A 14,956-nucleotide genomic window follows, 5' to 3' on the forward strand; every position below is an offset into this window, starting at 1 on the left:
CCTTTAATGGTACTTATCGGTATTTAAATGAGTTATTACAAGCTGCTTTTAAACACGCGATAAGTACAGTGCTACCTATCAATGACGTTTGCGTAAAATCACAATCGCAACGGCCACTACGGCTAAAATCATGCAATACCAAGCGTGTGATACCGCAGCCAGTGGTGTGATGCTAAAGGTCGAGGCGATAAGTAAAGCTTGGGCGCCGTAAGGGATTAACCCTTGGATAATACATGCGAATATATCCAATATACTGGCGGCACGTTTTGGACTCACGCCATGTTTTTCGGCTAAGTCCTTGGCAATATCGCCGGTTACAACGATAGAAACCGTGTTGTTGGCCACGCAAGTGTTAGTCACTGCGACTATGCCAGCCATACCGAGCTCTGCTGCGCGGCACGATGCTTCACCTTGTGCTTTTGAAAAACGCGCAATCAGCTTTTCAATCTGTTTGCTAACGAAGGCGAGCCCACCTTGTTGTTGCATCAGTGCTGCTAAACCACCAACCAACATAGACAGAATAAAAATTTCCTGCATGTTACTAAAGCCGGCATAAATATCTTTACCAAATTGGATCACGTCGTAATCCATGGTCAATAAACCGGTTGCGCCCGCGAGCAAGATACCTAAAGTTAACACTACAAATACGTTCAGACCCGCCACGGCTAAGATCAAAATGGTCAGATAAGGAATGACCTTAATAAAATCAATATTCTGTGCGGCTAACTCCGCTTGGCCTTGGCCTGCGAATACAAACGCAATTAACGTTAGCAATGATGCTGGGATAGCGAAAATCAGGTTTTCACGGAATTTATCTCTCATATCACAACCTTGGGTACGAGTGGCTGCAATGGTGGTGTCGGAAATAATCGATAAATTGTCACCAAATAGGGCACCAGACATCACGGCGCCCGCCATCAGCGCATAGTCGATTTGGGCTTGGTCGGCGACGCCAAGGGCGATGGGTGCGACAGCAGCTATGGTGCCCATTGAGGTGCCCATAGCAGTTGCAATAAAAGCGGCAATGACAAAAAATCCGGGTAATAACAGATTCGATGGGATTAATGATAAACCTAGCGCAACCGTGGCATCGACGCCACCAGTAGCTTTAGCAACGGCAGCAAAGGCGCCTGCTAACAAATAAATCAAACACATAGCAATAATATTGCTGTGACCAATACCGCCAATAAAGGTATCAATTGATTGATTTAATTTTTGCTTAGATAAAATTATCGCCAGCATGATCGCGGGTAAAATAGCGATAACACTCGGTAATTGATAAAAAGCAAAGTCGACACCTTGGCTTTGAAAATATACGCCAGCGCCAATAAAAAGACCTAAGAAGACAAATAATGGCAACAGGGCAACGAAAGATGCCGGGCTGTGCTGTGATGTTACTGTTGATGAATCGCTCAATGTTATCTCTCTTTCGCTTGGCGTTTTTCCGCAATATCCTTAGCGGTAAAACTCGTTTAAATGGGTGTCGCTTTAGCATCGTATCCTAGCAACTTAAGGCGAAGCATATTTGATCCTCAGTATTGTGTCAATTTAGACGTCTAGACGTTCTTACTTCCATTGTGATCGTGAGGTTATCATTTGGTTGTATAACATAATGGTCACTAATTATTGGTGATAAAAATCAACTGCTTATTTATTTTCATTAACGGGAAAATAGTTGGTTTTTATATGGTTTTGATATGATTTTTTTCTATATAAAAAACAAATATAGAATTGAATTGGGATATTTAGGATGATTTTTGAACGAATGATGGCGCGAGTTTACCGCGTTGATACGAGTCCATTTTGCTGTGAGTTCAAATTTATCTTACAATTTGTAAAGCCTAAAAAAGTGGCATCCGTTTTAGCTGTCGTGCCATAAACAGACTTATAAAAGGCTTAAATAAAGAGTGCCAACACTGAGCACTCTTTATCGCGACAATCGTTTCCTGTTATAAACTAGCCAGACTATGCAACTTTAAAGCGCGCCACTTCTTTTTGAAGATTACTACAAATGGTTTTTGTGTTGATCACGATTTGCTGTGTTTCTTGAATAACTGAATTACAGTATCTTGTTTTATCAGATAATTCTGTCAAGTTACGGTTAATTTCCTCAGTCACGTGGGTTTGTTCTTCAGTCGCAGTTGCGGTTTGGGTGGACATGTCACTGACCTTAGCGGTGGAATTTAAGATTTCATCTAAGGCATCTTGAGTTTGGTTGGCGAGGCTGACTGTGGACGCGGTTAAGCTGGCGCCTGATTCAATACTTCTCACCGCATCGTTTACACCGCGTTGTAATTCTTCAATCATGCGCTGAATATCTTGGGTTGAAGAGCCTGTTCGGCTCGCCAAGGTACGCACCTCATCGGCGACAACAGCAAAGCCGCGGCCTTGTTCACCTGCGCGAGCGGCCTCAATAGCAGCATTAAGTGCTAAAAGATTTGTTTGCTCAGCAATGGAGCGGATCACATCGAGTACCGAGGCAATATTGGCTGAGTTAACGGCGAGTTTTTCGATCACGACCACCGCATTTTTTACCGATTCAGAAAGTTGCTGAATATGATCGACTGACTGCGATAATACTTTTTTACCTTCTATCGTTTGATCATTCACCTTAGTGATTTCGCTGGCCGTGTGCTGAGCATTTGTGGCAACTTCTCTCACCGCCGCACTCATTTGATTAACAGCGGTGACTATAGTATCGACAAACTGCTCTTGTTCATGGCTGATGCTAATTGTTGTCGCCGATTTTGTTGCTAAGTTTTCAACAGTGTGACTCACATCTTTGGTTTGACTAATAATTGCGATAACCATTTCTTGTAACTGCGCGACAAATAAGTTGAAAGCATGGGCAAGAGCACCTATTTCATCTTGGCGAACGATGGGAATGCGCTGGGTTAAATTGCCATCACCATCAACAATATCATTGATTCTACTGGTAATATCCTTAATAGCATCAACGATGATTTTAGGGCCGAAATAGGCAATTAGGAGGGCGACAATGGCCACTAAACTGGCAATAGTTAAGGATATTTGGCTTTGAGTCGTCGCTTGTTCAGTTGCTTGTAAATCTAACTCTTTCACTCTGTTATCAGCAGCTTCCCCAGCGGCATTATAGATGCTTCTTAACGCATCAAACTCTTGCTTAGCTTTAGTTTCGTGCAGCCGTTTAGCGCTTTCAATATCATTACTTTTGACGGCATTAATGACTTCAGATGAAGCTTGATACCAAAGCGAAAATTGCGCATCAAATCCATTGGTTGATTGCAGAACTTGAGGATGGTCTTTTAGGATTTTTTTAAACTCACCCATTCTATCGCGGGCTTGATCGACGTTTTCTTGCCAATTATCAATTTCACTTTTGCGATTATCAGCGTTTAGCTCTGGTTTTAGTAACACTTCTTCGCTTAATTGCGCTTGGTAAAGATCGCGATCAGCATTGAGTATTGCTGAAATTGCCGGATTAAATAACTGACTAAACTCTTGCATTTGTTTCACCGTAGCACGGCTCTGCGTAGCGTCGGTTATTGCCATAATAATCAGTGCAGCAGCCATAATTGCAAACATCAGTGAAAACTTAACACGAATACTATTGAACATAGGGACATCTCCATTAATAACTTACTAAATAGCTTAGCCGTTATTTATGGAGTTGCCTTTATTTGCAGCCGATTGCGGCGCTATTTTGTGTTAATTACTCGCGTGTGAATCGCCTTGACAGTGTTGCCAAGGCTTTGACTCTTTAACCTATATTAGTCAGGGCAAGCTAACGTAGGAGCTACTTTGGGTTTAAATTTAATCTGTACCAGCATGACACCCATAATAACCATAGAGCCGCCAATATAATGATAAATGGCTAAGGTTTCATCTAGAATAATTGCCGCCAGTACCGCTGCAACAATAGGCATCAGATTGAAAAATACACTGGCGCTATCTGCCCCGAGTCGATTGATACCATTGATCCACGCCCATGGTGCTAAAAGTGATGCCGCTATGGCTGCGTACATAACAAGCGGCGCGGATTGGGTGGTAATGGCCATACTTGAACCGCTAAATAATAGTGGTAACAGTAAAACCACAGCTATCACTCCTTGAATATACACGGATTCCCAAGTGGCTAACGGTAGTTGCCAGCGTTTGATTAAAACACCATAGAGGGCATACATAAAAGCACTGATCAGCAGCAGCATGTCGCCTTGGGTTACGCCAACCGAAAAGTTTACGATATCGCCATGACTCAACATAAAAATCAATCCAAACAGTGAAATAATCATTCCTATCAATGCAAGTGGTGATAACTTTTGTTTGAGTAATGGCACGGCTAAAAATAGGCTTATCATCGGCACTAATGAGGTGATGAGTGCCATATTCGTCGCCGTGGTCGTGGCCGCTGCAAAATAAGCCAGACTCTGATTTAACACCATACCAAGCAATGCGAGTGTGGCAAATTTGGGTAACAGTGGCTGAATGATATGGCGTTTTTTCCATACAGGCTTAATAACGAATGGCGTCAGTATTAGCATGGCGAAAAACCAGCGGTAAAAAGCGATCGCCTCAGGCTCAATCATTCCAAAGGACAGTTTATTCACAATCGAATTACCCGCCCAGATAAAGACAGCCAATAGGGGAAATAGGTACAACATAATTTTGCCTTAATCTAGCGTCGTTAAGTATCGACATCACTATAGAAGCCGCTATTATCTATGGTCGGCTACGATATAAATATCGCTTAACAGACAAGGTCAATTTCGCTTCGGACAGAGTACGATTAAATATTACACCTTGCATGAGCATTCTTGACTTATTGCATTAATACCAATCGTATTAACTATCTGTTCATTCAGCGGGAGTTCAACGCGCTTTAGATAAGGCGAAGGCTTGAAGGCATAGTGGTGCTCTGTCGAAAGCCTTAAACGCAGTATAAAGCGCGTTGAAACCCGCCCTTTGGGAGCCTCACAGGCATCCCACTCCCGTGTTGCATTAACTTAAAAGGGAATAACCATTTCTGCGTCAATGCGCCTCGGATTGAAATACCTGTGAGGCTCTGAACTGATTAGATAGTTAATGTGACTGGTATAATACCGTAGTGCGGGGCTGAGCCCGTTAGCATGAGTGACGAAAGTGATACCCGCTTGAGGTGAAAATATGAACACACAAATTGTTTACCATCCTTTATGGGCAGAGCAAAAGCCCCTCGCGGATATCTTTTTCAATTATGAAGCATTTCTGCCTAATACGGTTACGCCTAAACACCAACATCCTTGGGGACAGTTGCAGTTAATCAGTGGCGGTATTATGGAGTTACATGCCGCAGGACAGCGATTTCTATCACCATCACAATATGCTATTTGGGTGCCGGCAGGCATAGAGCATGAAAGCTATACTCGGCGCAGTATTCATTATTGTTCAATGAACATAGTCGTAGGACAGACATTAGGCTTTCCCCTTGAAACTTGTCTTTTAAGCGTAACGCCGATTGCCCAATCGATTGTTAATGATTTGCGAGAGCGAGGCGTGAAAGTGGCGGAAACACTAGCAGATAAGCGTTTAGTGAAGGTTTTACTCGATCAATTAACCTTAGGACAAGCCTTGCCGCAGTTTTTACCTAACGCGACTGATAGACTATTATATCCGCTGCTGCAAGCCCTTGAGGCTGATCCTGCGAGCCCAAAAACCTTTAAAACTTGGGCGGGTGAGTTACATACGACTGAACGTACTTTGGCTCGCCGCTGCCAACAAGTATTAGGAATGAGTTTTACTGAGTTAAGGCAAAGACATAAATTTATTTATTCCCTGCAATTATTACGGCAAGGATTAGCGATAAAAGAAGTTGCATTGACGCTTGGCTATAACCAAACCTCACCTTATATCGTGATGTTTAAAAAATATGCTCAGTGTTCACCAGAGCAGTATCGACGCCGATTGGGATAGTTAATGGCGTTAGGATGTATGAGACGATAAATCACCCAATGATAATTGGATTGCAGAAATAGCATGACTGGACAATAAACCGATAAAATAAAATAGGGTGCTAAAGAATTTAGCACCCTATTTTTGACTTAATTTAAGAGAGGATTGAAGGGGTTTTTATAATATAGGATAAGTTTAGTCGGCTGCTTTTGGGCGATTCCGTTTATCCTGACGCTTCTCTTTTAAGGTTTTCATTGGCGGTTTTTTATTTTTTTCTTTACTCATAGATATTGTCTCCAAAACGAAGGTAACTAAAGTGAAGTTTACTACCCAATCCCGCGCCGCAATTCGGTTTTGATAGTGAGGCTCAATTCTTTAAACTTCAATTGAACCAGAATATTTATAGTGATGCATGACCATATACGATACGTGATGTATAAATTTAACAATCGAGGTGTAGTGCTTAAGCCTCGCAACATCATGTTGTATAGTTAATAAAGCGCTGCCTTGACTTTATATAAGCTAATTAACGAGTTAGTTTAAATGTTATGTTTTTACATTATATTGCCTGGTCAATGCGCATCATTAATAAATAGTGCGGCCTGTTAATGACTTCAAAATAAAGTTTCCCCTTATTCCACAGTGTTAAAAGCCGCTATAAGCAGTTGCTAAAGCGAGTTGACAGTATGCTGCCACTGAATTGAACATACTGTTATTTAAACATTAGCATTAAAGTTTTATATAAACAGTTAGAGGTTATAATTATTTTTTAGCTAAAATAACGTCTTTAATCATAAATAAAACGGGTTTACCTAAAATATTAACCTCTGCCATCTCACCCTTCGAGCGTCCAAGCAGACTGACACCTAAATCAGATATCACAGAATAGCGTCCCGCACTGGGTTTATGTCTTTGTGGATACACAAGTTCAACTTGGTACTCCTGCTGGTCCTGCAAATTAACTAAACAGATTTGCCTTCCAACTGTGACATTATCGCTTGTTGTATTATTTTTTAATTGTTCAAGTTTACTGATCACCCCTGCTAACGCTGTTGGGCGTAGAGAGGTATTGAAACTATTCTGCAAATAATATGTTTCTGTTTTTAAAATAAGATTCTGAAAAAAATTAGTAAATAAAGAGAATGTCATTGCTACCTCTAAAATAACGAAGTTACAAAGATAAACAGGGAATAATATAATGTTATTATTAGTATTCTCAGTTTATTTTAAATAATTTTTTGATACCTGCCGAGCGTGAGTGACGCTCGGCTTAAACTGGGAATTTTAGAGAGAAGCGAATGGCGTTTGCTGAGTGAAGTCTGATAGCAAGCCCATTTAAATGTTGTGATGAAAATGCATTGTTAAACATAGTTTTACATCTCCAGTCAAAATGAATATTTAGCGGTTTAACTTTTTTTAACGCCATAAAAATCAAACTTATGAAAACTGATTTTTAGCCTGTTTTTTATTTGAAATTTATTTAAAATTTTATTAAAACATTAGTCGTTATTGGCTAGTTAAATACATCATAAGTGCTTGGTTGATACCATAGGATAAGTAAAAAAATAAAGCAAGCCTGACTCTGCGAATGTCGATAAATAGATTTGTTTACCGGTATAAGTGAGTTTTACGCTGAAATAACACTCGTAAGGCATGACTTACGCTGATCAAATAAACTGTGAGATTTTAGCGCATCGCTAAAATAACCCCATTATGTAGCAATTGTGTGGTTTAGCGTATTTAAATCAAGGTTATAAAAAATATAACGAGGTGTTCAAATTAAGACCTTAAGCTTGTTAAATCAACACTATAGACGTAACCCGCGGGTAAATGCACCGCAGATGGTCATATTTAGAGTGTCATATTGGGGCAGCCATATTCAGCAGTTAAAAATATTTAGACTTCTAGATGGCTATCTGTTAGCTTGTTGAACATGCATAAATCCAATGCTGTCCCAACATTGTTTGGCTGAAGGTTGGCATTGTGATTAACGAAAATACAGATGCGTGAGGATGCTGAAAGCTAAGTGTTGTCACTCACCACGGCAAAGCGTTGAAACGTAGGCATCGTTAATAAGCGATATCAATAAGGAAGAGAACATGAAACTAGAGTCACTGGCATTGCATCATGGTTATGAGTCAGAAGCGACCACTAAGTCGGCTGCTGTACCTATTTATCAAACAACCTCTTATACCTTTGATGATACCCAACATGGTGCTGATTTATTTGATTTAAAAGTCGCAGGTAATATTTATACACGGATCATGAATCCCACGACTAGTGTGTTAGAGCAGCGTCTTGCTGCCATTGAAGGTGGTATCGGTGCGCTGGCTGTGGCATCGGGTATGGCGGCCATTACCTATGCGATTCAAGCATTGACTCAGGTGGGTGATAATATTGTCAGTACTAGCCAGCTTTATGGCGGTACTTATAATCTGTTTGCCCATACGCTGCCGCGCCAAGGTGTTGAAGTCCGTATGGCCGCCTTCGATGATTTTGCAGGGCTCGATGAGTTAATCGATGATAAAACCAAGGCTTTGTTTTGCGAATCTATTGGTAATCCAGCAGGTAATATTGTTGATTTACAGCGTTTAGCTGAGATAGCCCATAAACATGGCGTACCTTTGATTGTCGATAATACAGTAGCGACACCTGTGTTATGTCGCCCGTTTGAATATGGTGCTGATATCGTTATCCATTCACTTACTAAATATATTGGCGGCCATGGTACAACGATTGGCGGCGCAATTATTGACTCAGGCAAGTTTGATTGGGTAGCAAATAAAGAGCGATTTGCGTTATTGAACCAAGCGGATCCTTCTTACCATGGCGTGGTGTATACCGAAGCCTTTGGACCTGCCGCGTTTATTGGCCGTTGCCGCGTTGTACCACTGCGTAATACCGGCGCTGCACTTTCACCACACAGTGCATTTTTACTGTTGCAAGGGCTAGAAACCTTAAGTCTAAGAATGGAGCGTCATTGTTCTAATGCTCTCGCTTTGGCTGAGTATCTTGTGCAGCATCCCGCGGTCAGTTGGGTGAACTACGGCGCCTTAGCCAACAGTCCTTATCAAGCAAATTGCCACAAAATCACCGGTGGAAAAGCCTCTGGCATTGTTAGCTTCGGTATTAAAGCGGCCACGCCTGAAGATGGTAAAATTGTAGGTGGACGTTTTATTGATGCACTGCAGATGATTTTACGCTTAGTTAATATTGGTGATGTAAAATCGTTAGCCTGTCATCCTGCAAGTACGACGCACAGACAATTGGATGCTAATGAATTAGCCAGGGCAGGGGTATCAGAGGATCTCGTGCGTATTTCGGTTGGGATTGAGCATATCGACGATATTATTGCCGATGTTGCACAAGCACTTGATAAAGCACTGCTTTAATACGATTAGTATAATTGCAGTGAGATTGAAATCTTTTAACGTTTTATTCTTAACTTTATGATTAACAATTAAAAGCCGCCACCGATTGAGTCGATGGCGGCTTTTTGCCGATTAAGTTAACTGTGGGTTTTATTCACGTTAATGCAAGATAATCTACTTGATTTAATGGGCTATTTTTTCTGTGCTTGCAATATTACAAATTTACCGTTGGAGGCAACTGTGGTGCAGTTCTGAAATAAACGCTGTAATTTCACGTGATAATTTAAATGACGATTACCCACAATATGTAAGATACCGCCATCTTTTAAACGGCGGCGAGCGTCTAAAAACATTTGCCACGCGATATGATCGGTAATCGCTTCGCCTTGGTGAAAGGGCGGGTTACACAGCACCAAGTCGGGTTGCACTTCATCGGGCAGATGTGTCATGCAATCGTCCCAATAGAAGTGGCCTTTATCTGCGGGCAATGAGTTATGCGCCCAGTTGGCTTTAGCGGATGCAACTGCCATATCAGAATCGTCGATAAAATGGATATCAGCAGCCGGGAATAGCTGCGCAGCTCGTAAACCCAGTACACCATTGCCACAACCCAGATCCACAATCGACGTAAAGTCTCCTTTAGGCAGATTGTCTAACATAATACGTGCGCCAATATCGAGTTTGTTCGCGGCAAATACATTGCTTAAATTACTGATCTCGAATTGATATTCAGGTATGGCCCAAGTGACTTCTTTAGCTAATGCTCTTGATTTACCATCGCAAATACAGGTGATCACCCGAGTATTTTTCCAGGCTAAGCTGGCGCTTGCAGGGCCTACGTTTTTAGTGAAAATATCGAGTAAGGCACCATTGATTGATTTAGCTTTTGCTGCCACTAATATACGCGTCCCTGCGGGTAATACTTGCGATAGACGCGTTAACTGGTGGGCAAAGTAGCTTAAGTTTTTAGGTAACTTCATTAAAACTAAAGCTAAGTGATTTGGCAAGGTATCACGGCTGGTAAACCATTGGAGATTACTAGCTGATAGCTGGTTGCGGCCATGGTTTTGCTCAGTGCCTAAAAAGCTGGTTTTAGCATCGGTCTCAACAAACAGCGGCCAGCTAGAGTTTATTTTGGATAAACCACAACTTAACACGCCAAAATTATCGTTGATAATGGCGGTGGCAACGGCGGGTTGTGCAGCTTCAACCAGGCTTTTGAGTAAGTGTTCATCGGCGGCATCCCAAGCTTGAAGATGAGATTCTTGCTCTGCTGGATAGCGTAAAAGTTCGAGTTCAACACCCGCTACTGAAAATTGTGTTGTCATGTGCCACACTGCGCCAATAAATTAGGGCGCCGATTATCGCAGATTTAATGGCGTAGTGCGACGCCTTAGCGTGTTGGCTCAGAGCAGAGTGTAAGCCGCTCGACAGGAGAATGTGTGAGTAAGCATGATGACGACATAACGCCGCAAAAAGCTCTGCTAACAATAGAGCCAAAACCTCCCATTACCTTAATACGAGGTTATCTTAATAACGAGCAGCAAGTCGCGCTGATAAATGAAGCGCAGGCTTATCCCTTGAGTCGTCCTGAAATCCAAGTCTTTGGTAAATTTCATGCCATTCCCCGCCAGCAAGTTTGGTTTGGCGATCTAGGCTGCGACTATTTATATTCAGGTCTTTTTATTCGCGCCTTACCTTGGCCTAAATACGCCAATAAGCTTAGACATAAACTAGCTAAGGATTTTGGTTTGGGTAGTAATGGCGTATTAGTGAATCATTACGTCGACGGTAAAGACTGCATGGGCGCCCACAGCGATGATGAACCTGAAATTGCCAAGGGCAGTGATATTGCTTCGATTACCTTGGGTGCATCGCGGGATTTTGTGCTTAAGCATAAACACAGCCCTGCTCGATATAGCATTAATTTACAGAGTGGCGATTTATTGATTATGCATTGGCCGATGCAAAAGGATTGGCAGCATAGTTTACCTAAGCGTTTGAAAGTAAAAGATCCGCGTTGGAATTACACCTTCAGGCAGTTAATGGTTAATTTTCATGCTTAATGTCTGTATTTAATGCCTGTGCTTAATATCTAATGTTTGATATCTATCTATGAACTCAACCCTTACGCTAATCATTTTGGATTCATGACGGTAAAAATATTCAGCCGCGTGATAAAGCATAAATGAGGGAGCGTTGACCAACAGCGTCGCAATTTGATCTTTGCCACTCGAAGCATTAATCTTCGCCCACTGGATTTCCCCATTCTGAGACTCAAATATGTCCAACACTCAAGCTCAGGGCACTGCGGCTAACACGATCACGCAAAAGTTAACGGCTGGTTTCTCACCAAGCCACTTAGAAGTGATCAACGAAAGTAATCGCCATAATGTACCGCCCAATTCAGAAACTCATTTTAAAGTGGTGTTAGTGAGTGGACAATTTGATGGTTTACGCCTACTGGCTCGCCATCGATTAGTGAACACGCAATTGGCCCATGAGTTAGAAAATGGCGTACATGCGTTATCTATTCATACTTTTACCCAAAGTGAATGGGATGCTGATGCGCAAGTGGCGAACACGCCAAATTGTCGCGGCTAAACCTATTTGTTCAATTTAAAGCCACTCCTAACACGAGTGGCTTTTTTGTATGGCGCTAATATAAAGTGCGGTTCTCGTTGGTTGATTTTTTGGGCGATTATAGATGAGATGATTTCATCTTTGATTATGTTGTTATCGGCATAATTTATTTAGTGTTATGCTTTCAAACCATAAACCCACTGTTATAGCGGCATTGTGTCGCCTTGAGAATTTGGAGAACTTTATGCCACTACTTGATAGCTTTACTGTCGATCACACTAGAATGAATGCACCTGCCGTACGCGTAGCTAAGCATATGAGTACACCTAAAGGTGATGCGATTACGGTATTTGATTTACGTTTTTGTGCACCGAATAAAGATATTCTCAGTGAGCGGGGTATTCATACGTTAGAGCATTTATTCGCCGGCTTTATGCGTGATCACCTAAATGGCAGTAACGTTGAAATTATTGATATTTCGCCTATGGGTTGTCGTACTGGGTTTTATATGAGTTTGATTGGTGAGCTGACTGAGCGCCAAGTCGCCGATGCTTGGTTAGCTGCAATGGAAGATGTGCTTAAAGTGGTTGAACAGTCTGAAATCCCAGAGCTGAACGAATACCAATGCGGTACGTATGAGATGCATTCATTAGAACAAGCGCAAGAGATTGCTCGTAATATTATTGCAGCTGGCGTAAGTGTCAATCGTAATGATGATTTGAAATTGAGCGATGAAATTTTAGGTAATTTGTAATTATTAGCGTACCGTTTTTTCGCTGGATAGCTTAACAAATTCAGTTTCCTGCAGTTAATAAAAAAAAGCGACCAAAGTCGCTTTTTTTTTCAAACAAACTCAGTTACTTTACAATCCAATAACAAAAGTGTCACGCGAGTGCCGTGCGCTAATAAAGTTTTTGGGAGTTTGGTATGTCTACTCATTACTTCACTGTGTCGCTCTGTGCTATTTCGGTATCTTTGGTTTGTTCTAGCAATATCCTTGCCGATGACCTTCATAGTCAACTACTTGAGCTTAATGAACTTAATAGTGCATTCCATTCATCCGCTAGCAGCTTAGCTTTAGAGCAATTAACGCCATTGACGGTTTTACCGGCAGATCTCAGTGGTAACCCTGCGAATATCAGCATGCGTAGCGCGAGCCAAGGCGTAGCGATATTACAAGATAGAGTGTATTTTTCTCCTGCGCCTTATGCTGCACCGCAATTACAATTATTACCTAATTTACTTCAACAACAGAATGTTACAGCGACGCCTATGGCCAATATGGCAGTGGGTGGCCAAGGGGCATTTGGAGTAGTGAGTTATCAAACTTTAGCCGTAGCCGAAAAATCAGCTAATAAGGCTGCTCTCGAGGGTAATGCCGATTCGGATTACAGCGTTGATGTAAATTGGGGCGTGAAAACAAAAGACTATGGCATGATACTCGCCGTTAATTACAATGACGGTGGCAGCGATTACTTGCTTAATGGTCAGGATACCGAACGTCAAACTACAGATATTTTATTTAAAATCAATGCCGCCAGTTTACTTGGCGCCAGAAGCCCGCAGATAACTGAGTTTACCTATCAATTCCTTGATGATGATAGCTATCGCTCCTTACTTGGGTTAACGCAGGCCGATTGGCTGCAAGATCCAATGAGTGTATATTCGGTAACCGCAGCGGATAAACACCAAGGACGACATCATAAGTATCAGCTCTCGCATCAAGTTGCACTCGCAGGAGGCTATAAGGTCATCACCGATTTCTATTATCAATCCTACTCACAACAATTAAATCAACTTAATCAATTTGATGGTCAACAGATAGATATTCAGAGTCTCACTGCGATTGCGGCATTTGAACGTCAACCAACCGCTAATGGCGTAGCGGTGGCTTCACTACAGCAAGATAATGATTACAGCTCCTTTGGTATGCAAACAGAGTCGGTGAATCAATATGGTGCTCACCAGATTATCTACAGCGCCCGTTACCATACCGATAAAGCCGAAATGCACTTTGGTTCCCAGCAGAGCTTATGGCAGCAAGACCTAAGTTTAATCAGTGATGCCTCCAATGCGCTGTTAGCCTATACCGATGATGCGACCGCATTCACTTCAGCAATCGACTCGTTATTTAATTGGGAGGGATTGCAGTTCAAGCTCGCGTTAGCTTATGAGCAAGTCGATATTGCCCGTAAGGTCGACATTGCCTATGCCGGGCTTGATGCGGTCGATTTTTCCGATAGCGATTGGATGCCGCAACTGGGCGTTTTGTATAATGCAGGAAATTGGAGCCTAAGTACGGATATTCGCCGCTCATGGACAGCGGCGAGTGCGGGCAATCTTGATCAAGAAGCGCAAGTGTCGTTGCACTATCAAGTCAGTGCCCAATATACCAGCAATCGTTTTAATGCTGGCGTTAAAACTTATATTCAAGATTTTGATAACCTGCATGTTAGCTGTGATGCTTATGCAAGTTGTGCTGATAGTCGTTTGTGGGTTCAAGGCAATGTGACTGATGTATTAACTAAAGGCGTTGAGCTGGATCTTGGCTATCAATGGGATGTAGGTAGTGTGCAGTTACCTTTGGCGCTGAATTATCATTATTTGAACGCAGAGTATCAAACCGATAGTTGCAATGAAATACAGGGCTGCGTCGTGGCTGGCGATAGAGTGGCTTGGTTACCTGAGCAGCAACTGCAGTTGAGCGCAGGGATAAAGTATGGCGAATATGCATTGAATGCCAATGTCTTTTATCAATCAGAAAGAGAAATGGGTCAGTTTGGTGCACAATTACAACCTGTAGCGGCGCAGTGGCGGGTTGATTTAGCAGCGAACTATCATTTTGACCGCCATAATGAGATTTATTTTCGCATAGAAAATCTCTTCGATGAGACATTAGTCACTACAGCAGCAAATAGCGGAATTCGATCTGAAAATGGGCGTATTAGCTATTTAGGCTATCAATTACGCTTTTGAGTTGAAGTTAATGTTGTTTAAATTTAAATCAATCGAAACAAATAAAATCGATTTCACCGTGTTTAACTTTTTACTAAATTAAATCTTTAAATATTAATGTTATAGTAGCCTGTGATCGT

The 14,956-nt window shown here is 41.9% G+C and carries 11 protein-coding genes; 6 read left to right on the plus strand and 5 right to left on the minus strand.

Annotation, left to right across the window (positions count from 1 at the left end; all coding sequences use genetic code 11):
• Positions 1 to 78: 78 nt before the first annotated feature.
• From BW947_RS00235 to BW947_RS00245, 3 genes are all read right to left on the minus strand, one after another.
• On the minus strand, positions 79 to 1,416 hold the full coding sequence (locus tag BW947_RS00235; RefSeq protein ID WP_076496247.1) for a Na+/H+ antiporter NhaC family protein: 1,338 nt from the start codon (positions 1,414 to 1,416) through the stop codon (positions 79 to 81).
• A 549-nt stretch (positions 1,417 to 1,965) separates the two neighbouring features.
• Positions 1,966 to 3,597, minus strand: coding sequence for a methyl-accepting chemotaxis protein (locus BW947_RS00240; RefSeq protein ID WP_076496250.1), 1,632 nt, complete (start codon positions 3,595 to 3,597; stop codon positions 1,966 to 1,968).
• Between the two features lie 152 nt (positions 3,598 to 3,749).
• Positions 3,750 to 4,640 (minus strand): DMT family transporter, encoded by an 891-nt coding sequence (locus BW947_RS00245; protein WP_076496252.1) that lies wholly within the window; start codon positions 4,638 to 4,640, stop codon positions 3,750 to 3,752.
• 502 nt (positions 4,641 to 5,142) lie between these two features.
• Here BW947_RS00245 and BW947_RS00250 point away from each other — a divergent pair.
• Positions 5,143 to 5,928 carry an AraC family transcriptional regulator gene (locus BW947_RS00250; RefSeq protein ID WP_076496255.1) on the plus strand — a complete coding sequence of 262 codons (786 nt, stop codon included), beginning with the start codon at positions 5,143 to 5,145 and terminating at the stop codon, positions 5,926 to 5,928.
• Positions 5,929 to 6,669: 741 nt separating this feature from the next.
• On the opposite strand, the gene BW947_RS00255 is transcribed toward BW947_RS00250, so the two are convergent.
• A complete protein-coding gene (locus BW947_RS00255; protein ID WP_076496258.1) occupies positions 6,670 to 7,056 on the minus strand; it encodes a GreA/GreB family elongation factor in 387 nt (128 codons plus the stop codon).
• A gap of 950 nt (positions 7,057 to 8,006) precedes the next feature.
• On the opposite strand from BW947_RS00255, the gene BW947_RS00260 reads away from it, so the two are divergent.
• Complete coding sequence (locus tag BW947_RS00260; RefSeq protein WP_076496261.1) at positions 8,007 to 9,299, plus strand: O-acetylhomoserine aminocarboxypropyltransferase/cysteine synthase family protein; 1,293 nt, start codon at positions 8,007 to 8,009, stop codon at positions 9,297 to 9,299.
• A gap of 170 nt (positions 9,300 to 9,469) precedes the next feature.
• Here the strand turns inward: BW947_RS00260 and BW947_RS00265 are convergent, their stop codons facing one another.
• On the minus strand, positions 9,470 to 10,606 hold the full coding sequence (locus BW947_RS00265) for a methyltransferase (protein WP_076496263.1): 1,137 nt from the start codon (positions 10,604 to 10,606) through the stop codon (positions 9,470 to 9,472).
• Positions 10,607 to 10,720: 114 nt separating this feature from the next.
• On the opposite strand from BW947_RS00265, the gene BW947_RS00270 reads away from it, so the two are divergent.
• The 4 genes from BW947_RS00270 (at position 10,721) to BW947_RS00285 (ending at position 14,837) form a co-directional block, all read left to right on the plus strand.
• Positions 10,721 to 11,344: an alpha-ketoglutarate-dependent dioxygenase AlkB family protein gene (locus tag BW947_RS00270; protein WP_083948113.1), complete on the plus strand. Its 624-nt coding sequence runs from the start codon at positions 10,721 to 10,723 to the stop codon at positions 11,342 to 11,344.
• Positions 11,345 to 11,561: 217 nt separating this feature from the next.
• Positions 11,562 to 11,882 (plus strand): BolA family protein, encoded by a 321-nt coding sequence (locus BW947_RS00275; protein WP_076496264.1) that lies wholly within the window; start codon positions 11,562 to 11,564, stop codon positions 11,880 to 11,882.
• Positions 11,883 to 12,105: 223 nt separating this feature from the next.
• Positions 12,106 to 12,615 carry an S-ribosylhomocysteine lyase gene (gene luxS, locus BW947_RS00280; RefSeq protein WP_076496266.1) on the plus strand — a complete coding sequence of 170 codons (510 nt, stop codon included), beginning with the start codon at positions 12,106 to 12,108 and terminating at the stop codon, positions 12,613 to 12,615.
• A gap of 173 nt (positions 12,616 to 12,788) precedes the next feature.
• On the plus strand, positions 12,789 to 14,837 hold the full coding sequence (locus BW947_RS00285; protein WP_076496268.1) for a TonB-dependent receptor: 2,049 nt from the start codon (positions 12,789 to 12,791) through the stop codon (positions 14,835 to 14,837).
• Positions 14,838 to 14,956 lie beyond the last annotated feature (119 nt).

It is taken from the genome of Shewanella morhuae (assembly GCF_900156405.1).
GTDB classification, from domain to species: domain Bacteria; phylum Pseudomonadota; class Gammaproteobacteria; order Enterobacterales; family Shewanellaceae; genus Shewanella; species Shewanella morhuae.

What these genes read in the sequence shown, in the direction of transcription:
- luxS (WP_076496266.1), top strand. Translation starts at nt 12,106, where the DNA reads ATGCCACTACTTGATAGCTTTACTGTCGATCACACTAGAATGAATGCA.
- BW947_RS00240 (WP_076496250.1), bottom strand. Translation starts at nt 3,597, where the DNA reads ATGTTCAATAGTATTCGTGTTAAGTTTTCACTGATGTTTGCAATTATG.
- BW947_RS00255 (WP_076496258.1), bottom strand. Translation starts at nt 7,056, where the DNA reads ATGACATTCTCTTTATTTACTAATTTTTTTCAGAATCTTATTTTAAAA.
- BW947_RS00265 (WP_076496263.1), bottom strand. Translation starts at nt 10,606, where the DNA reads ATGACAACACAATTTTCAGTAGCGGGTGTTGAACTCGAACTTTTACGC.
- BW947_RS00285 (WP_076496268.1), top strand. Translation starts at nt 12,789, where the DNA reads ATGTCTACTCATTACTTCACTGTGTCGCTCTGTGCTATTTCGGTATCT.
- BW947_RS00275 (WP_076496264.1), top strand. Translation starts at nt 11,562, where the DNA reads ATGTCCAACACTCAAGCTCAGGGCACTGCGGCTAACACGATCACGCAA.
- BW947_RS00250 (WP_076496255.1), top strand. Translation starts at nt 5,143, where the DNA reads ATGAACACACAAATTGTTTACCATCCTTTATGGGCAGAGCAAAAGCCC.
- BW947_RS00260 (WP_076496261.1), top strand. Translation starts at nt 8,007, where the DNA reads ATGAAACTAGAGTCACTGGCATTGCATCATGGTTATGAGTCAGAAGCG.
- BW947_RS00245 (WP_076496252.1), bottom strand. Translation starts at nt 4,640, where the DNA reads ATGTTGTACCTATTTCCCCTATTGGCTGTCTTTATCTGGGCGGGTAAT.